Origin of the sequence: Aromatoleum toluolicum (assembly GCF_012911005.2) — a bacterium.
GTDB lineage: Bacteria > Pseudomonadota > Gammaproteobacteria > Burkholderiales > Rhodocyclaceae > Aromatoleum > Aromatoleum toluolicum.
This window is the reverse complement of sequence record NZ_WTVS01000088.1, coordinates 1-17,933: the sequence shown is the minus strand read 5'-3', so window position 1 is coordinate 17,933 and position 17,933 is coordinate 1. Positions and strand designations below refer to the sequence as shown.

13 protein-coding genes are annotated in these 17,933 nt (G+C 68.2%); 4 read left to right on the top strand and 9 right to left on the bottom strand.

Features of this window, described 5'->3' with window-relative positions; genetic code table 11:
* Positions 1 to 389: 389 nt before the first annotated feature.
* Together GPA27_RS24980 and GPA27_RS24975 are read right to left on the bottom strand one after the other, a co-directional pair.
* Positions 390 to 1,022, bottom strand: a complete 633-nt coding sequence (locus GPA27_RS24980; protein WP_169143142.1) for a response regulator — start codon at positions 1,020 to 1,022, stop codon at positions 390 to 392.
* The gene (locus GPA27_RS24975) at positions 1,019 to 2,449 is read right to left on the bottom strand and encodes a HAMP domain-containing sensor histidine kinase (protein WP_169143141.1); all 1,431 of its coding nucleotides are present in this window, start codon (positions 2,447 to 2,449) and stop codon (positions 1,019 to 1,021) included. Before GPA27_RS24975 ends, GPA27_RS24980 begins: the two co-directional genes overlap by 4 nt.
* Positions 2,450 to 2,647: 198 nt before the next feature.
* On the opposite strand from GPA27_RS24975, the gene GPA27_RS24970 reads away from it, so the two are divergent.
* Together GPA27_RS24970 and GPA27_RS24965 are read left to right on the top strand one after the other, a co-directional pair.
* Entirely contained in the window at positions 2,648 to 4,945 is a 2,298-nt protein-coding gene (locus GPA27_RS24970) for a TonB-dependent receptor (protein ID WP_169143140.1), read from the top strand.
* Between the two features lie 164 nt (positions 4,946 to 5,109).
* Positions 5,110 to 6,096, top strand: a complete 987-nt coding sequence (locus tag GPA27_RS24965; RefSeq protein WP_076602032.1) for a PQQ-dependent catabolism-associated beta-propeller protein — start codon at positions 5,110 to 5,112, stop codon at positions 6,094 to 6,096.
* 226 nt (positions 6,097 to 6,322) lie between these two features.
* On the opposite strand, the gene GPA27_RS24960 is transcribed toward GPA27_RS24965, so the two are convergent.
* The gene (locus GPA27_RS24960) at positions 6,323 to 8,782 is read right to left on the bottom strand and encodes a spermidine synthase (protein WP_169143139.1); all 2,460 of its coding nucleotides are present in this window, start codon (positions 8,780 to 8,782) and stop codon (positions 6,323 to 6,325) included.
* Between the two features lie 5 nt (positions 8,783 to 8,787).
* Positions 8,788 to 9,528 (bottom strand): protein-L-isoaspartate(D-aspartate) O-methyltransferase, encoded by a 741-nt coding sequence (locus GPA27_RS24955; protein ID WP_169143138.1) that lies wholly within the window; start codon positions 9,526 to 9,528, stop codon positions 8,788 to 8,790.
* 307 nt (positions 9,529 to 9,835) lie between these two features.
* On the opposite strand from GPA27_RS24955, the gene GPA27_RS24950 reads away from it, so the two are divergent.
* Positions 9,836 to 10,357 carry an SRPBCC family protein gene (locus tag GPA27_RS24950; protein WP_169143137.1) on the top strand — a complete coding sequence of 174 codons (522 nt, stop codon included), beginning with the start codon at positions 9,836 to 9,838 and terminating at the stop codon, positions 10,355 to 10,357.
* Here GPA27_RS24950 and GPA27_RS24945 read toward each other — a convergent pair.
* The 5 genes from GPA27_RS24945 to GPA27_RS24925 are packed head-to-tail and all read right to left on the bottom strand — an operon-like array spanning position 10,354 to position 16,394.
* Positions 10,354 to 12,276 (bottom strand): ABC transporter ATP-binding protein, encoded by a 1,923-nt coding sequence (locus tag GPA27_RS24945; protein WP_246261458.1) that lies wholly within the window; start codon positions 12,274 to 12,276, stop codon positions 10,354 to 10,356. The genes GPA27_RS24950 and GPA27_RS24945 overlap by 4 nt on opposite strands.
* 5 nt (positions 12,277 to 12,281) lie before the next feature.
* On the bottom strand, positions 12,282 to 13,163 hold the full coding sequence (locus tag GPA27_RS24940; protein WP_169143136.1) for an ABC transporter permease subunit: 882 nt from the start codon (positions 13,161 to 13,163) through the stop codon (positions 12,282 to 12,284).
* Positions 13,160 to 14,125 (bottom strand): ABC transporter permease subunit, encoded by a 966-nt coding sequence (locus tag GPA27_RS24935; RefSeq protein WP_169143135.1) that lies wholly within the window; start codon positions 14,123 to 14,125, stop codon positions 13,160 to 13,162. Before GPA27_RS24935 ends, GPA27_RS24940 begins: the two co-directional genes overlap by 4 nt.
* The gene (locus tag GPA27_RS24930) at positions 14,122 to 15,267 is read right to left on the bottom strand and encodes an ABC transporter ATP-binding protein (RefSeq protein WP_169143134.1); all 1,146 of its coding nucleotides are present in this window, start codon (positions 15,265 to 15,267) and stop codon (positions 14,122 to 14,124) included. The genes GPA27_RS24935 and GPA27_RS24930 overlap by 4 nt, the downstream gene beginning before the upstream one ends.
* Before the next feature lie 23 nt (positions 15,268 to 15,290).
* The gene (locus GPA27_RS24925) at positions 15,291 to 16,394 is read right to left on the bottom strand and encodes a polyamine ABC transporter substrate-binding protein (RefSeq protein ID WP_169143133.1); all 1,104 of its coding nucleotides are present in this window, start codon (positions 16,392 to 16,394) and stop codon (positions 15,291 to 15,293) included.
* A 295-nt stretch (positions 16,395 to 16,689) separates the two neighbouring features.
* Between GPA27_RS24925 and GPA27_RS24920 the strand changes: the two genes are divergently transcribed.
* Positions 16,690 to 17,933: type VI secretion system Vgr family protein (locus tag GPA27_RS24920; RefSeq protein ID WP_169143132.1), on the top strand; the 1,244-nt coding region annotated here is incomplete at its 3' end.

Below are 17,933 nucleotides of genomic sequence, written 5' to 3'. Positions count from 1 at the left end.
GCGGCTGGCCGCATGAGGCCGCCACCGCTTTCAGCGCCGCTTTGGGCTACGCCCTGCGCAGCGCTGAAAGCGAAATGAATCAACCATGCCGTGCTCACCCAATTTGCACAACTTGACACACACAACTCGAACAGCGGACAGTCGCCACACGCCTGGCCAGCGTCGACCTCGGCCGTACGTACTCGACCGAATTGACGATGCGAGAACGCACCTTTCACGTCCTGCGCCGTTGCTATTGGCGTTCTGGGTCACGCGCCGTGGTGGGAGATTGTCCGACGTGCTCTCGTCGGTGGGTCGGTTGGCCACAGTCCCGTGACCCTATGAAGGAGGAGCAGACCTGAAGCACGCTGGAGCACTGAGTAGTGGGCCGAAGGCAGCGGCCTTTCGGTTCACTCGAGCAGTGCGTGGGTCCGCGCGTAGCGAAACATCTCCAGCGCATTGCTCAGCCCGGTCTTCTGCCGGATGGCTGTCTGGTAGTTGGCGACGGTCTTGGCGCTGACGCAAAGCCGCGCGGCAATCTCGTCGACCGCGAGTCCCTGCGCGAGCATCGTGAAGACTTGGAATTCCCGCAGCGACAGCACCTGATGGGGCGCCTGGCTGTCGTTCCCGGCTTCGCCCAGGGCGCGCACGGCTTCCTCCGACAACGGCTGCCCGCCTGCGCCGAGGTCGAGCACCGCTGCGATCAGCGCTTCCGGGGCGCTGCTCTTGGTCAGATAGCCGTCGGCACCCGCCTGCATGGCTTGACTGACCATCGCCGGCGCGCCATGCATGCTGAAGACGAGAACCTTCAGTGTCGGCACTCGGGCTTTGAGCCGCCGCAGTGTTTCGAGACCGCCGCGCCCGGGCATGGAAAGATCGAGAATGAGAATGTCGGCATGATTGGCGCTCAGCCAGGTGTATGCCGTTTCGCAGTCGGCGAATTCGGCCACCACGCTGACATTCGGCTCCAGTTCCAACAGCCGTCGATATCCGGTGCGCACCACGGCGTGATCGTCGGCGATTGCCACGCGCAAGCCGGTCATTCGACTGTCCTCGCGTACGTCATTGCCGATGCGCGGTCGGCTGGCTCGCGTGCCGCTTCCGGCCAGGGAAAGCGTGCCTGAAGGCACAGCCCCCGCGGCCCGCCCGCCGGGCCGCGATCGAGCATTTCCAGTTCGCCTCCGTGGGCCCAGACCCGCTCACGGATGCCGGCCAGGCCATTGCCCTGCTGCAGGGCCTCGGAGTAGGAGGCAATGCCGATGCCGTCGTCGCACACCGACCACTGCACACCCTCCCCGGGGCGAGCGGCGAGGGCCACTGCCACCGTTTTCGCGCCGGCGTGGCGGGCGACGTTGGTGAGCGCCTCCTGGGTCATGCGGTACAGGTTCAACGCCAGACCTTGGGGGATATCGCTGCCGTCAAGGTCCACGGCCAGCTGGTAGTGGATGGTTTGTCCAGGGCGCTGGCGCCAGCTCTGGACCAGGGTTTCGATCAGGTCGCAGATTGGAATCGATGCGCGGCTCCCTTCGTCGCACGGGTTGCCGAGCCAGCCAAGCAGATTGCGTATGTCCTGCTGGACGCGGGCGCATTGCTGCTCCAACTCTGCCGCCACGGTGTGCAGCTCCGGCTTCTGCTCGGTCCGCCGCAGCAGATAGGTCGCATCCGCGCGCATCGCGGTGAGCGATTGGCCGAATTCGTCGTGCAACTCGCGGGCGATGTGGGCGCGCTCGTCTTCCTGCAGGGTCAGCACCTTGAGGCTGAGCAGGCGTCGCTCCTCCTGCGTCTGCCCCAGCGCCGCCGCCAAGTGGTTGAGGGCACGCGCGATCACATCGAGTTCGCGGATGCGCAGGGCGGGCAAGCGTGCCCCATAGTCCTGGCGCTCGAAGGCGGCAATGGTGTCGAGGATCTGGCGCAATGGCGCAAAGGCGTGCCGCACCGCCCAGTACAGGGCAGCCAGCAGGCTGAGGCTATAGAGCAGCAGGACCCCGGTGACGCCGAGGATTTCGTCGAACGCCTCTCGTTGCTCGCTGAACGGATGCGTGGTCAGGGTGATGCGAAACGTGCGGCCATCGGCACGCTCCAGCAGCCAGGCCGATTCCTCCGCCGCGTGCGGGCGCGCAAAGAGTCCCAGCAGCCACAGGAAGGGTCGCATTGCCGGCGGGGACAGTTCCTCTGCCACGGATTGCGCCAGCACTTCACCGCTTCTCCCATCCTCGAGCCGGAACTGGAGGTGACGCAAGCGGCCCAAGCGGCCCGCTTCGCGCAAAGCCTCGATCCGCTCCCCGAGCGCATTGTCCGGCGCGTTCTGCAAAGCAGCGAGCTGGCTGCTCAAGAGCGCGAGCTGCCCGGCGCCCTGGCCTTCGCGGCGGACATCGGATTGAGCCCGCCACGCCGCGAGGAGCAGGACGCAGAGCAGACAGGCGAGCGAAATCGCCGCCGCGCGGCGCAACAGTACGTAGGTCAGTTCCATGTGGGCAGTATCACATCAGCCGGGCGGTTCGCGCACCGGATAAAAGTCGGGAATTTTTCCTATGGAAGACGACGCGGGGCGTACGTACTCTGCTCCGTGCAATGTATCCGGCGGGATTTCGGCACAGGCCAATTGCAAGCGAATCGAAGGCCGCGAGAACGACCACCTGACCCATACCAGAGCACCACAAGGAGCATCATGCAGCACGATAGCCGGGCACCAATCCGCAAAGCGCTGGCCCTCTTCATCGCCTCTGTGGGGCCCGCCGCGACGGCTGTCGCCGCCGAGACCGTCGAACTCGCGCCGGTGGAGGTCGTCGGGACCACGCCGCTGCCCGGTATCGGCCTACCCAAGGACCAGGTCCCCGCCAACGTCCAGACCCTAAGCAGCCAGCGTCTGCGCGAGGCGGGCGGCCAATCGCTCGCCGAAGACCTGCAGCGCAGCCTGCCCAGCGTCAATGTCAACGAGATCCAGGGCAACCCCTACCAGGCCGACGTGAATTACCGCGGCTTCTCCGCCTCGCCCCTGCTCGGCACGCCGCAGGGCCTCTCCGTGTTCCTCGACGGCGTGCGCGTGAATGAGCCCTTCGGCGACGTCGTGAACTGGGACCTGATCCCCCAGGCGGCGATCGCCACGCTGGCCTTGGTGCCGGGCTCCAATCCGCTCTACGGTCTGAACACCCTGGGCGGCGCGCTGGCGATCCAGACCAAGCGCGGCGACACCCACCCGGGCGGGGAGATCGAGCTGTACGGCGGCTCCTTTGGTCGCCGCGGCGGCTCCGTCGAACACGGCGGCAAGCGCGACGAACTCTCCTGGTTTGTCGCTGCCGAGGGGATGAAGGAGGACGGCTGGCGCGACCGTTCTCCCTCGGAGGTCGGCCAGCTGTTCGGCAAGCTCGCCTGGAGCACTGCGACGACCGATCTCGCCCTCACGCTGGCCCACGCCAACACCGATCTCATCGGCAACGGCCTGGTGCCCGAAAGCATGGAACGCCAACGGCGCGAAGCGATCTTCACCCATCCCGACCAGACGAAGAACCGCAGCACCCTGCTGGCGCTCTCCGGCAGTCAGTGGCTGAGCGACAACGACCAGATCTCCGGCACCGTCTATGTCCGGCGCACCCGCACGCGCACGCTCAACGGCGACGGCAACGACGAGTACGAGGACGAGTTCGAGGAATGGGCCGATGCCGGCTTTCCCGCCGGGGAGGGGCCGGAAAACGGTGTGCTCAACCGCACCCGTACCGACCAGAACGCCGCGGGCCTGGCCCTGCAGTGGAGCCGTATCGCCGGTGCCCACCAGTTTGCCGTCGGGGTGTCCCACAACCGCAGCCGTGCCAGCTTCCGTCAGAGCGAGCAGGGTGGCGAACTCACCGGCAATCGTGGCATCGAGGCCGACGAAGACGAGGAGCAGGTGAACAGCCTACTCGGCCGTACCCGAACCACCAGCGTCTATGCCACCGACACCGTCGCGCTGGCCTCCACCGTGCATCTGACCGGCTCGCTGCGCTTCAATCGCACCCGGGTGATAAACCGCGACCGCATGGGTGACGCCCTCAACGGCGACTTCACCTACCGCAAGCTCAACCCCGCGCTGGGCCTCACTTGGCAAGCCGCACCGACCCTTACCGTGTACGGCGGCTTCTCCCAAGGCAGCCGCGCGCCGACGCCGATCGAGCTGGGGTGCGCCGATCCCGAGAATGCCTGCAGCCTGCCCAATGCGATGGCCGCCGACCCCTTCCTCGACCAGGTCGTCACGCGGACTTTCGAGCTGGGTGTGCGCGGCAGAATCGCCGGCAACATGCTGTGGAATGCAACCGCCTTCCGCAGCACCAACCGCGACGACATCCTCTTCGTCGGCACCGGTGGCAGCCTCGGCTACTTCACCAACTTCGGCCGCACGCGCCGCGAAGGCGTCGAACTGGGCCTTTCCGGGGAGACCGGTGTCCTCGACTGGCGCGTGAACTACAGCTACCTCAACGCGACGTTCCAGTCCTCCGCCTGCATGCTCGCCGAGAACAACAGCACCGAAGGCGAAGGCGGCTGTCCCGACGACGAGATCCGCGTCGAGCGCGGCGATCGCCTGCCCGGGCTGCCGACGCACAGCCTGAAGCTGGGCCTCGGCTGGCGTGCCGCGGACGCGCTACGCATCGGCGCCGACCTGCTCGCGTACTCTAGCCAGTATGTGCGGGGCAACGAGAACAACCGCCACGAGCCGGACGAAGATTTGGGCGGCCGCGGCAAGCTCGGCGGTTACGCGATCGTCAACCTGAACGCGGACTACAAGCTCGCGCGCGACTGGACGCTGTTCGCGCGCGTCGACAATGTCTTCGACCGCCGCTATGCGACGGCCGGCGCGCTGGCCGAAAACCCATTCGTCGGTACTGGCAACACCTTTGAAGCGGATCCAGAAGGATGGCGCCGCGAGCAGTTCATCGCCCCCGGCACGCCGCGCAGTGCGTGGATCGGCTTACGCTACGCGTGGAAGGGGCTTTGATCACGCCTGTCCCCCTCGCCCTGACCGCCCCGACAAATGAGCGATCTTTCGGTGCTGCCGCCATCGACGAGCGGCACGACGCTCGCTGAAACCCTTCTGAAGGTGCCGGCAGCGGCCCGGGCGCTCAGCAGTGCCACGAAGTATCAACGAATGAGGAGACGCTAGTGATTTTCCCCCGACTTCCTGCATCGCTCGTCGGTGCGCTGCTTGCCGCCGCGCTCGCGGTGCCCGCCCACGCAAAGAACACCGGCCTCATCTTCGTCAGCAGCGAGAACGACAATGCGGTCGCCGTGCTCGACGGCAAGACGCATCAGGTCATCAAGACGGTTGCGACCGGCAAGCGCCCGCGCGACATGCGCCTGTCGCCGGACGGCAGCGCGCTGTTCGTGATCGCGAGCAACTCGAACCGGGTCGATGTCATCGACATCGCGCAGCTCAAGGTCACCCACAGCATTCCGGTCGGCGAGGATCCCGAGATGTTCGACCTGTCGCCCGACGGCAAGCGGATGTACGTCTCCAACGAGGAGGACGCGCAGGTCACAGTCATCGACGTCGGGTCGCGCAAGAAGATCGGAAAGATCGAGGTCGGCGAGGAGCCCGAGGGCGTGAAGCTCAGCCCGGACGGCAAGCGGCTCTATGTGACCTCCGAAGTCGCGAACATGGTGCACGTGATCGACCCGGCGACGAACGGCATCCTCGCGAACGTCGTCGTCGGCAACCGGCCGCGCCGCTTCGCGATCACGCCGGACGGCGGCGAGGTGTGGGTCACGAACGAGCTCGGCGGCGCGGTCACCGTGCTCGACGGCGCGAAGAACACGCTCAAGGCGAAGGTCGAGTTCAAGCCGAAGGGCTTCCGGCCCGACGACGTCACCCCCGTCGGCATCACGATGAGCCGCGACGGCAAGACCGCATATGTGACGCTCGGCCGCGCCAATCACATCGCGATCGTCGATGTCGCGAGCCGCCAGGTCACCGACTACGTGCTCGTGGGCAATCGCGCGTGGGGCGCGACGCTGAACCGGGACGGCAGCCTGCTGTTCGTAGCGAACGGCCTGTCGGACGACGTGTCAATCGTCGACACTGCGAGCCGCAAAGTGCTGCGTTCGGTGCCGGTCGGAAGGGTGCCGCATACCGTCGTGGTGGATGACTGATCTGGGTGTCGGTTCGATTGGTACGCGCTGCATAGCGTTCGATTTCTCGCGCCCAATTCTCACTTGTTTGAGCGTTGCGTTGCCGCTCGCCACTCGATAGCGTACCGGCTGGATCGAGTTGCTCGCGTAAGACGTCTGGCAGATTCCAGAGCGGACCAGTCGCTCGAATGACGGCTCTGTGGAATCGGCGAGTGACAGCTGATGGCCGTGACCCGCCCGCCCCATTTCAGGCCTGGCCAGAGCCATTGCGGTCGGATCGATTATCGCTCTTCCCGCTTCCAGCGATCGTCGAAACGCCTCCCGCCCCGTGGTTGGGGAACGCCATTGCTGCGAGCCCATAGAGGGCCGCGGCCAACACGATGACGCCGCTGAAGCCCAGGTGGATGGCGAGCAGCGTCGCCAGCACGGCGCCGATCACCGACGTGCAGGCGTTGATGCCATAGGCCCAGGGCACGGTGGACGGGCTGTGCGAAGCCAGCGCTGCCAGGCCGCGCGGGAAGGGCATGCCCATGCAGAAGGCCAGCGGTGCGATCAAGGCAACGGCCAGCGGGATCTTCAAGGCGTCGGGCAGGGCGACCGCGGACCGCAGCAACCAAGGTAGCAGCAGCAGGTAGGACGCCGCGAGCAGAAGTATGGCCAGCACCGGCCGCCACACCCCGCCTTGCAGCCTTTCGGAATAGCGGCTGCCCAAGCCGGCGAAGAGCAGGAACGCGCAGAGCACCACGGCCACGGCATACAGCGGATGGGGCAGCAGCAGCGAGAATTTCTGGATGAAGGCGATCTCGATGAACATGAAGCCGAAACCCAGCGCGGCGAAGTAGGCGAACACCCGGATCCGCGGCACGGCCGGGGGCTGCGTCCGCCCCAGCCTCAGGGGCAGCAGGATCAGCAGCGTGCTGGCGAGCAGCGCCTGCCCCAGTGTGGCCACCAGCACCGGGTAGCCCAGTTCCAGCAGCGGCAGGCCGCCGCGGCCCTTGAGCGCGAGGATTTCAGGCAAGGTCCGCCAGCGGAAGAAGTTGAAGAAGTAGGGGCGGTCGTCGGTGGCCGGGGCGATGTTGAACTTGTAGCGCTCGATGAATTGCGCGCGGTCCTCGCCCAGCAGTGCGGTGGCGCCCTCGTGGAACCAGGGCTGGTCGAGCCGGTTGAAGCGATTGGTCTCCCAGGCGGCAATGCCGGGTGCCCACTCGGTATCGAAGGAGCGCGCGTCGCTGAAGGCTCGGATCCTTGCGACGTCCTCCGCGCCGAATTCACCGTTCCGGACGAGTAGCGTGACGGTCTGCCAGCCCCGCACCAGGGCCAAGCGATTGCCAGGTTGCGCCACCCCTTCGCGCTCCAGTGCGACCACCGCGGTGCCGAACAACTTGAGGGCGTCGCGCGGTGGCAGGCTGACCCACCGCGTGATGGAGAGGAGCCCGCCGGGGCGCAAGTGGCGCAGATAGCCTTGCAGCGCCTCCACCGTGTAGAGATAGCTTTCGCTGAGGCCGTAGAGTCCGGCGGAGGAGGCGCCGAAGGCATCGAGCAGCGCCACCTGGATCAGGTCGTAGCGCTCCTGGCTCGCGGCGACGAAGCCACGCGCCTCCGCAACATGGACCTGCACGTCCGGGCGCCGGTACACATCACCGGCAAAGCCGGCATGCCGGTTGCGGACGAGGTCGACCATCTGGGCGTTGAGCTCGACCGCCTCGACGCGCCGCGCCTCGTGGCTGAGCGCCTGGAGGACGTCTGCGCCACTGCCCGCCCCGAGCACCAGCACATGGGGCGCTTCCAGCAGGTGATAGGGCAAGGCGGAAGTCATCATGTCGAGGTAGGCGAGCTTGCCGAAATCACCGTCGAAGCGGGTAAGTGCGGCGAAGCCCTCCCCGTCCGTGAAGACCCCCAATTGAGCGGGCGGCTCCCCCTGCGCGTTGAGGCTGAGTCCCGGCGCATGGCGGAAGGGTACGCGCGGGCTTTCCACCACCGTCAGGAGCCCCAGCGGGCTGGAGCGCTCCTCGAGCACGCGCGCGCCACCGATGTGCAGCGTCCGCGAGAGGCTCTTGTATTCGTTCGGGACGGGGGTGCCGACCGGTGCCGGCAGCGCGAAGGGCAGCACCAGCGCCAAGGCCAGAAGGACCGCGGCGAGCCGCGGCCCGAGCCGCAGTTGCCAAGCCCCCGCGGCGGCGGCGAGCAGCCCCAGTGCAGCGATGACCCGCAAGGCGGAAAGCGGCGGCAACAGGAAGAGCAGCGCCATCACCAGCAGGCAACCTCCCGCCGCGCCGAGCAGGTCGGCGCCATAGAGGCGATGGGTGGCCGCTTTGCAGCAGACGAAACTGAGGCAGATGCAGTTGCCGGCAAAGAAGAAGGGCACGAATAGCAGCGCGTAGAGCAGCAGCAGGAAGAGGGGCTGGCGAGCGTCCCAGAGGATCTCCAGGGCATTGAAGGGCACGCGCTGCGCCACCTGGAAGGCCGCAACCGCCGCCAGGCCGAACAGCGCGGCATTGATGACGAAAGCGACGGGGAAATGCCGCGACATGCGTTCGCGCCACAAGGCGACGACGGTGCCGGAGACCCCGTAGCCCAGCAGCGCCAGGCTGATCATCATGTAGGCGAAGTGATGCCAGTACACGATGGAGAAGAGCCGCATCAGCAGGAGCTGGTAGCCGAGTACCGCCGCCGAGATCAGCCCGACGGAGACGAGCGGCGCCGGCATGCGCTTCAATGCTTGCCGGTGAGCGGCACGAAGACCACCGGCAGGATTTCGCGTGTCAGTACGCGGCCCCGCCCGTCCTTCTCCACCAGCATCAACTGTTGCGTCATGAAGGCACTGCCGAGCGGGATGACCATCCGGCCGCCCGGCTTGAGCTGTTGAATCAGGGGCGGCGGAACGTGGCTTGCCGCCGCCGTGACAACGATGGCATCGAAGGGGGCATGCTCGGGCCAGCCGTAGTAGCCGTCGGCTGCCTTGACCTGGACCTTGCCGTAGCCCTGGTTCTTCAGCGTGGCTTCGGCGCGCCGGGCCAGGGGCTCGATGATCTCGATCGTGAACACCGCATCGGTCAGCTCGGCCAGCATGGCGGCCTGATAGCCCGAGCCGGTGCCGATCTCCAGGACCCTGTCGCCGGCCTTCACCTGCAGCAGATCGGTCATCAGCGCCACCACATAGGGTTGGGAAATGGTCTGTCCGTAGCCGATGGGCAGGGGCCGGTTCTCGTAGGCACGCTGTTCGTGTTCCACCGGCACGAACTTGTGGCGCGGCACCCGGGCCAGCGCCTCCATGACACGGGGCGAGATGGACTTACCGGTTTCGGCCTGGTCCTGAGCCGCCATCGCGGCGATCTCGCGCACCAGCCGCGCGCGCGGTACTGCATAACTGTCCGCGGCGTCGGCAAAGGTGGTGCCAGGTACACCGAGTAGCATCGCGCCCGCCAGCAGAATGAATCCGGCAAAGTACGTCATCGCAGCGCGCTCCTGCGGGAGAGATCGGAGGAGCCTAGGGCGGCGAATGACCAGCGTCAACGCTCAGGACTGGCAAAGGACCGGGAGCCAGGCCCAGGCCGTCAAGCCCGCCGTTAATTCTTGATGCTTCGGTTATCCGGTATTGGTGATCTGAGCCCTACGGCCGCTCTGGCCGGTTCCTGCCGAAACATCCCTCCATTCCCGCTTCGAACAGCGTCAGCCCGACACGGCGCGGAACCCTCGCACGCCTTCATGCGTCAATCGGAACACGCCGCAACGACGTGATCCCCTGCATGGAGGCCACGCAATGAACACCCCCGACCACGATCCTTCCCGCGACCTGTCCTTCGAGCGCTTCGTCGATCTGCCGGCGGAAGCAATCTGGGCTGCATGGACGCAGCCCGAGCTGTTGATGCCATGGTTCTGTCCGCGTCCGTGGACGACCATCGCGTGCCGCATCGAGCTGCGCCCCGGCGGCGAATTCCACACCGTGATGCGCTCGCCCGAAGGGCAGGAGTTTCCCAACAGCGGTTGCTATCTGGAGGTGGTCCCGAACCGCCGCCTCGTCTGGACGAACGCGCTGGCGCCGGGCTTCCGGCCCGTGCCGGCCGGCGCGATGGCGGACTTCTTTTTCTTCACCGGCATCGTCACGATGACACCGCAGGACGGCGGCACGCTCTACGGCGCCCGCGTCGTGCACGGCACGCCGGAGGACTGCCAGCGGCATGCGGCGATGGGTTTCGAGGACGGCTGGGGCAAAGCGCTCGATCAGTTGATCGAGTTCATGAGAACGCCCGGGCGTAATGCAGCGCCATCGCAGCCGGGTTAAGGGTGCGGCGCTTCCGGCTGCTTGCGCCTCTCGGGCCGCCCCTGCACTGCGAGCATCTCGCGGAAGAGCGGCGAGGCCTGCGCGAGTTCCCACGCCGTGCCCATCGCCTCGATGCGCCCGTCCTGCATGAGGATCACCCGGTCGAAGCGGTCGAGCAGGTGCAGGCGGTGCACCGAGGACACGACGACCGCATCGGCGAAGTGCTCGAACAGGCCCTGATACACGCGCGCCTCGGTTTCCGGGTCGAGCGCGCTGCTCGGTTCGTCGAGCAGCACAAGCGAGCTGCCGTCGGCCGCGAGCACGCCGCGCGCGAGCGCGAGGCGCTGGCGCTGGCCGCCCGACCAGTTCGCGCCGCCTTCGACGACACGCGCGGCGAGGCCGCCGTGCAGGCCCTCGACGAAGGCGTCCGCGCAGGTCGCGCGCAGCGCGGCGGTGATGGCCTCGGGGTGGGCGGTGCCGCCCAGCAGCAGGTTCTCGGCGACGGTGCCGTCGAACATCTCGGCCTGCTGCGGGATCAGCGTCGCAATGCCGCGCAGGATGGACGCCGTCTCGGGTGCGGGGATCGCGTCGAAGCTCACGACCGCTTCGGCCGGGGTGTCGAGCCCGGCGAGCAGGCGCAGCAACGTGCTCTTGCCCGCGCCGCTGGGGCCGACCAGCGCGTAGCGGCGGCCGCGTTCGAGTTCCAGATGCGGGATGTCGATCGTCGCACCGGCGCGGTCGGCGCCCGCATGGGCGAAGCGCAGGTCGGCGACGGTCATGCGGTGCCAGGGTTCGCCGTCGGTGGTGCAGCGCGCGGGTTCGGCGGACTCGCGCGCCACGAACACCGGCTGCGCCGAGGCGAAGTCGGCGCGCTGGCGCGACAGCGACTGGAAGTGCGAGGCGATCGCGGTGATCACGCCACCGGCCTGCTGCGAGTATTCGTACACCATGAAGACCTTGCCCAGCGCGATGCCGGTCGCGACGCCGGCGGCCCCCCCACCAGCCACCTCCACACCGATCAGACCGGCCGCCTCCGCGGCATACACGGCAACGAGGATGCACCAGAGCAGGCTCGCGAGCAGGTCGACCGCGGCCCACTTCGCCTCGTTGATGACGATGCTGCGCTTGAGCGGCCCCGCCATCGCCTCCAGCCGCGTCGCGATCAGGCGCGCGACGCCTTCGGCACGGCGCAGCGCAAGCACCGACAGCACGTTGCCGAGCACGTCGACCATGGTCGCGGACCACGCGCGCTCGGCGCGGTTGGTGTCGACGGCGATCTTCATCATCACGCGGTCGAAGCGCGTGATCATCAGCGCGATGAGGCCGTAGCCGATCACCGCGACGCTACCGACGAGCGTCGAGATCAGCCACAGCGCGACGATCGGGCCGATGAGCTGCACGGTGTTCTGCAGGTAGATGAACTGGCTCTGCGCGAAGTCGTACAGCGCACTGGTGCTCTGCTGCACGCGGTGCGTGATCTCGCCGGAGTGGTGGCGCTCGTGCCACGCCAGCGGCGCGCGCATCAGGCGCCCGATGAGCAGCGCCGACAGGCGTTCGCGCACGCGCAGCGCGACGTTGCGTTCGAGGATGCGGCCGGGGCCGTGCAGCAGCCAGGTCGCGACGATGGCCGTGAACACGAGGATCAGCCAGCGCCCGGCGTCGGACAATGCCTCGAGCCCGCCCTTCTGGATCGCGTTGATCGCGTTGCCGGCGAACCACGGCACGGCGAGCTTGAAGAGTTGGGAGGCGAGCAGCAGGGCGAAGGCGCCGAAGATCAGGTGGCGCACGCCCTCCGCGTGCTGCCACAGCGCGCGGTACATCGCCGGCAGGCTGGCCGGGCGCTCATGGGCCGCCTCCGCCTCGCTGACGGCCGCGGCCTCCGCCAGCACCACGCGTTCGTCGTCGTTCTCGTCGGTCGTGACAGTCTCGGGAACGCGCAATCCAGTTACCTCCGGATATGGGTATTCGGAAGTGTAACGGCTGGCGCATCCATCGGCGAAATTCCCGCCGCATGGCGCAGCGCCGCCGCGCGTTTCCTTTGCGCCGACAGCAGCGCGCGGTTGGCGACGACGACCGCCAGCGACACGACCGCGACGATGACCGTCGCCAGCGCATTGATCTCGGGCTTGAGGCCGTGGTGCAGGCGTGCGAACACCAGCACCGGCAGCGTCGTGCTACCGGGGTCGGAGAGCATCGCCGCGAGCACGAAGTCGTCCATCGACAGCGTGAAGGCCAGCAGCCAACCCGCCACCAGCGCCGGCGCGATCACCGGCACGGTGATCACGAAGAAGACCTTGAACGGCGGGCAGCCGAGGTCGAGCGCCGCCTCCTCCAGCGACCGGTCCATCTCGCGCAGGCGCGACTGCACGAGCACGGTGACGTAGGCGGTGCACAGCGTCGTGTGCGCGGCCCAGATCGCCGCGACACCGCGTCCGCCGAGGAAGGCGAAGAGCGGATGGGTGAACAACAGCACCAGCGACAGTCCGATGACGACCTCGGGCATCACCATCGGCGCCGTCGTCAGGCCGGCGAACGCGGCGCTGCCCGGATAGCGCCCGAAGCGCGCGAGCACGAAGGCCGCGGCGGTGCCGACGACGACCGCCGCGCTCGCGGCCAGCGCGCCGACGCGCAGCGACAGCAGCACCGCGTCGATCAGCTCCTCGTCGCGCGCGAGCTCCCCATACCAGCGCAGCGAGAAGCCGTCGAACTGGGTGGTGATCTCGCCGGCCGTGAACGAGAACACGATCAGGCACAGGATGGGCACGTACAGGAAGACGTACACCGCCAGCAGCCAGGCCGTCGCACCGGGGCGGGAACGCGCGCTCACTGCCCTGCCTCCGCGTTGCGGCCACTGCTGCGACCATCCGTGCGGCCATGCCGGTGCAGCAGCACGATGGGCGCGATCAGCACCAGCACGATCGTCACCGCGACCGCGGCCGCCATCGGCCAGTCCTGGTTGGGACCGAAGTCGTCCCAGATCTTGCGGCCGATCATCAGCACGTCGCCGCCGCCCAGCAGGTCCGGGATCACGAACTCGCCCACCGCCGGGATGAACACCAGCATCGAGCCGGCAACGATGCCGCGCCGCGACAGCGGCAGGGTCACGCGCAGGAAGGTCGTCCCCGGCCGCGCGCCGAGGTCCGCGGCCGCCTCGAGCAGGCGCTGGTCGAGCTTCACGAGGTTGGCGTAGAGCGGCAGCACCATGAAGGGCAGGTAGCTGTAGACCATGCCGAGCAGCACCGCGCCCGAATTGTAGAGGAGCTGCAGCGGCGCATCGACGAGCCCGGCCGCGAGCAGCAGGCGGTTGATCAGCCCCAGCTCGCTGCTGTCGAGCAGCACCATCCACGCATACACGCGCAGCAGGAACGAGGTCCAGAACGGCAGCATCACCAGCATCAACAGGGTATTGCGCGCAGCCTCGCGCGAGCGCGCGATGTGGTAGGCGAAGGGATAGCCGATCAGCAGGCACAGCAACGTCGTCAGCGCCGCGAGCAGCAGCGAGCTGCCCCACGCGGAGAGGTATTGCAGGTCCGCGCCGGAGGTGCCGAGCGCGAGCAGCTCGTCGTGCAGGCGGCGGTAGCTCGCGAGGTCCGGCCGCAGCTGCGGCAGCACGGCCCCCGGTTCCATGACGAAGGGTGGCACATAGGGCGGGATCGCCAGTTCGGGCGTGGACAGGCTGACCTTCACGATCAGCGCAAACGGCAGCGCGAAGAACAGTAGCATCCACGCCCAAGGCAGCAGTCCCACCCAGAAGCGTCCGCGCGCGAGGACGAAGCGCGGCGGCTTCATCGCGTCAGCACCACGCCGTCGGGCGCGAACCACGCGACCCGCACCGCATCGCCCCAGGTCGGCGACGGCGCGTCGCCCCAATGCACGGAGGGCACGTTCGCGATCACGACGCGGCCGTTGGCGAGGCGCACGTGATACACGGAATGGCTGCCGAGGTAGGCGATGTCGGCGACCTCGCCCGATGCCGCGTTGCAGTTGGCATCGCCGGGCGCATGACTGGACGCGGCACCGGCGCGGCTCAGCGTCACGCGCTCGGGGCGCACCGAGACCCAGACCTCATCCCCCGCGGCCAGGGCCGCATCCGGCGGCAGCACGATCGCCGCGGGAAAGTCCCCGCACGCGAGCGCCCCGCCCGCGACCCGCCCGCGGAACAGGTTGGTCTCGCCGATGAACTCGGCCGTGAAGCGACAGTTCGGCGTCTCGTAGATCTCGCCCGGCGTGCCGACCTGCAGCAGGCGCCCCTCGCTCATCACGCCGATGCGCCCGGCCATCGTCATCGCCTCTTCCTGGTCGTGCGTGACGAGGATGCAGGTGACGCCGACGCGCTCGATCAGGTTCACGAGTTCGAGCTGCGTGCGCTGGCGGATCTTCTTGTCGAGCGCCGCGAGCGGCTCGTCGAGGAGCAGCAGCTTGGGTTCCTTCGCGAGGCTGCGCGCGAGCGCGACGCGCTGCTGCTGCCCGCCCGAGAGCTCGTGCGGCTTCCTGCGCGCATAGCGCTGCATCTGCACCAGTTCCAGCATCTCGGCGACGCGTGCACCGACCTCGGCGCGCGTGAGCCGCGGCCGCTCCTGCCACAAGCCGAACGCGACGTTGGCCTCGACCGTCATGTGCGGGAAGAGCGCATACGACTGGAACATCATGTTCGTCGGGCGGCGGTGCGCGGGCACGGCGGCGAGGTCCTCGCCGTCGAGCACGATGCGCCCCGCGTCCGGCACCTCCAGCCCGGCGAGCATGCGCAGCAGCGTCGACTTGCCGCAGCCCGAGCTGCCCAGCAGCGCGAAGATCTCGCGTTCGGCGATCGCCAGCGACACGTCATCGACCGCGAGCGTGTCGTCGAAGCGCTTCGTCGCGCCCTCGATGCGCAGGTAGGCCTGCCCCGTCTTCGCGCCCCAGTCCGCCCCCTTTTCGCCGTCCGGTTCCACGCCCGTCTCCCGGCCCGGCCGCGCTACTTCGCCGTCTTGAAACGGTTCAGCGCCTGCGTGAGCTCACGCTGAACCTCCTTCGTCAGCACCGGCTTCGCGTGCAGGCGCAGCTTCAGCGCCCCGGGAACATTGATCGCCGGATTGCCGGTGATCTCCGCCGAGGTCAGCGGCAGCGCCGCCGCGTTGGCGCTGAGGTAGTAGGTCTCGTTGGAAATCTGCGCGACGACCTTGGGATCCAGCATCGCGTTGATCCACGCATGGGCGTTGGCGACGTGCGGCGCGTCGCGCGGGATCGCCATCACATCCACCGACATCATCGCCCCCGTCTTCGGGATCAGGTAGCGCACGTTCGCGCCGGTGTGCGACTCGGCCGCACGCCGCGCGGCGATCAGCGCGTCGCCCGAGAACATCATCGCGACGCACAGGCTGCCCTTGGCCATCTGGTCGATCGGAGACGTATTGAACACGCGGATGTCGCGCCGCACCGGCCGAATCTTGTCGACCGCGGCGCGGATGTCGGCCGGATCCATCTTCGCGGTGTCGGCGCCGGCATACAGCATCGCCGCCGGAATCACGTCGCTCGCCTCGTCCATCAGCGCGATGCCGCAGCCCTTCAGGCGCGCGGTCACGGCCGGGTCGAAAAGGAGATCCCACGCGTTGTCCGGCAGCTTGCCGTCCAGCGCCTTCTCCACCTTGTCGACATTGATCGCGACCCCGGTCGTGTACCACATGTAGGGCACGACGAAGCGGTTGCCGGGGTCGGCGCGCTCGACCGCCTTCAGGATCACCGGGTCGAGGTTGGCGAGATTCGGCAGGCGCGCCTTGTCGAGCGGCTGGAAGATGCCCGCCTGGATCTGCCGGCCCGCGTACTCGACGCTGGGATAGACGACGTCATAGCCGCTGGCACCGGTCAGCAGCTTGCCCTGCAGCGTCGCGTTGCTGTCGTACAGGTCGTACTTCACCGCGATGCCGGTGGTCTTCTCGAAGGCCGCGATCGTGTCGCGCGCGATGTAGTCGTTCCAGTTGTAGACGTTCAGCGCATTCGCGTCCGCCGCGCCCGCCCCGGACGCGAACACAGCGGACCCCAGAAGGCCCAGCAGCGCCGCCAGAAACCCGTGCAGTCGCATCGCATTCCTCGCACCCAGTCTCACGTTCCCACATTGTGCACAGGCGCCCGAAAAATGTACGCAACATTTTTTCGCAGCGCCTCACCTTCACGCCCACGACTGCCGCGCGCGAGCCCGCAGCAGGCATCCACCATCGGCTTCGACCGCGTCTCGCGCGCTCCGTGCGACCCCGTGCGAGCGCCTCGACACGAATCCCGTCGACATGATTTTAGGATATGCTGACGGGCTTTTCCGGCAACCAAGCGCAAGTGACGCTGCTGCCCCCGTTCGCCGCGGCGCGCGTCCCGGACCCCACATGCACAGCATTCCCGACCTCATCACCGGCGGCGCCGGATGGCGTCAGACCGCGCGTCTGCTCACGCTGACGACGCCGCTCGGCGCCGACGTCCTGCTCGCCGAAACGGCCATCATCGACGAAGCGCTCGGCCCGCTCGCCGAACATGCCGGCTTCCGCATCGAGCTCACCGCCCTGAGCGCGGACGCACACCTGCCTCTCGCCCCCCTGCTCGGACAGCCCGCACGCGTCGATCTGCTCACCGCGGCCTCGCGCACCGAACTGCGCCCCTTCCACGGCCACATCACCCATGCCGCCCGCCTCGGGGCCGACGGCGGCTTCGCGCGCTACCGGCTGACGATAGCGCCGTGGCTGAGCTTCCTCGAGCGGACGCGCGACAGCTACCTGTTCCAGGACATGAGCGTCGTCGAGATCGTCGACGAACTGCTCGGCGACTGGCAGGCACGGGGGCGGCTCGCCCCCGCATGGCGCTGGCAGCTCGCCGATCCCGCCGCCTACCCGCGGCGCGGCATGACCACCCAGTACCGCGAAAGCGACCTCGCCTTCCTCAGGCGCCTGCTCGCCGAGGAAGGGCTGTTCTGCTGGTTCGAGCACCAGGCCGACAGCGGCGCCGCGCTCGGCGCCCACACCCTCGTCATCGCCGACCACAACGCCGCCTTCCGCGACAACCCGCAGCCGCGCATCCGCTTCACCCAGGCCGGCGCGACGCTCGCCGAAGACAGCCTCGACCGCTGGACCGCCAGCGCGCGCATCGACACCACCGCCACCCGCGCCGCGAGCTGGGACTACCGCAGCCTGGCGACACGCCCCCAGACCGCCGACAGCGCCATCGACCCTGCAGCGGGCGCCGCCACCATCGCCACCGACGACCCCGGTCCCTATGCCTGGCAGACCGCGGCCGACGGCGAACGCATGATCCGCCGCCAGCGCGAAGCCATCGACGCCCGCATGCGGCAGATGCTCGGCGAAGGCACCGTGCGCGGCGCGGCACCCGGCACCACCTTCGAGCTCGCGGATCACGCGCGGCATGCCGGCATCGACAGCGACCAGCGCCGCTTCCTGATCACCGCCGTCACGCACCGCGCCCGCAACAACCTCGCGACGCTCCTGCCCGCGAGCGCAAGCAGCGCCGCACCGGAAGCCGGCGGCGCCGACTTCTACCGCAACCGCATCCACTGCGTCCCCGCCGCCGTGCCGTGGCGCCCGCTGCTGCGCGACGGCCACGGCCTGTCTCTTATACACAA

What these genes read in the sequence shown, in the direction of transcription:
- GPA27_RS24980 (WP_169143142.1), bottom strand. Translation starts at nt 1,022, where the DNA reads ATGACCGGCTTGCGCGTGGCAATCGCCGACGATCACGCCGTGGTGCGC.
- GPA27_RS24975 (WP_169143141.1), bottom strand. Translation starts at nt 2,449, where the DNA reads ATGGAACTGACCTACGTACTGTTGCGCCGCGCGGCGGCGATTTCGCTC.
- GPA27_RS24970 (WP_169143140.1), top strand. Translation starts at nt 2,648, where the DNA reads ATGCAGCACGATAGCCGGGCACCAATCCGCAAAGCGCTGGCCCTCTTC.
- GPA27_RS24960 (WP_169143139.1), bottom strand. Translation starts at nt 8,782, where the DNA reads ATGCCGGCGCCGCTCGTCTCCGTCGGGCTGATCTCGGCGGCGGTACTC.
- GPA27_RS24955 (WP_169143138.1), bottom strand. Translation starts at nt 9,528, where the DNA reads ATGACGTACTTTGCCGGATTCATTCTGCTGGCGGGCGCGATGCTACTC.
- GPA27_RS24950 (WP_169143137.1), top strand. Translation starts at nt 9,836, where the DNA reads ATGAACACCCCCGACCACGATCCTTCCCGCGACCTGTCCTTCGAGCGC.
- GPA27_RS24935 (WP_169143135.1), bottom strand. Translation starts at nt 14,125, where the DNA reads ATGAAGCCGCCGCGCTTCGTCCTCGCGCGCGGACGCTTCTGGGTGGGA.
- GPA27_RS24925 (WP_169143133.1), bottom strand. Translation starts at nt 16,394, where the DNA reads ATGCGACTGCACGGGTTTCTGGCGGCGCTGCTGGGCCTTCTGGGGTCC.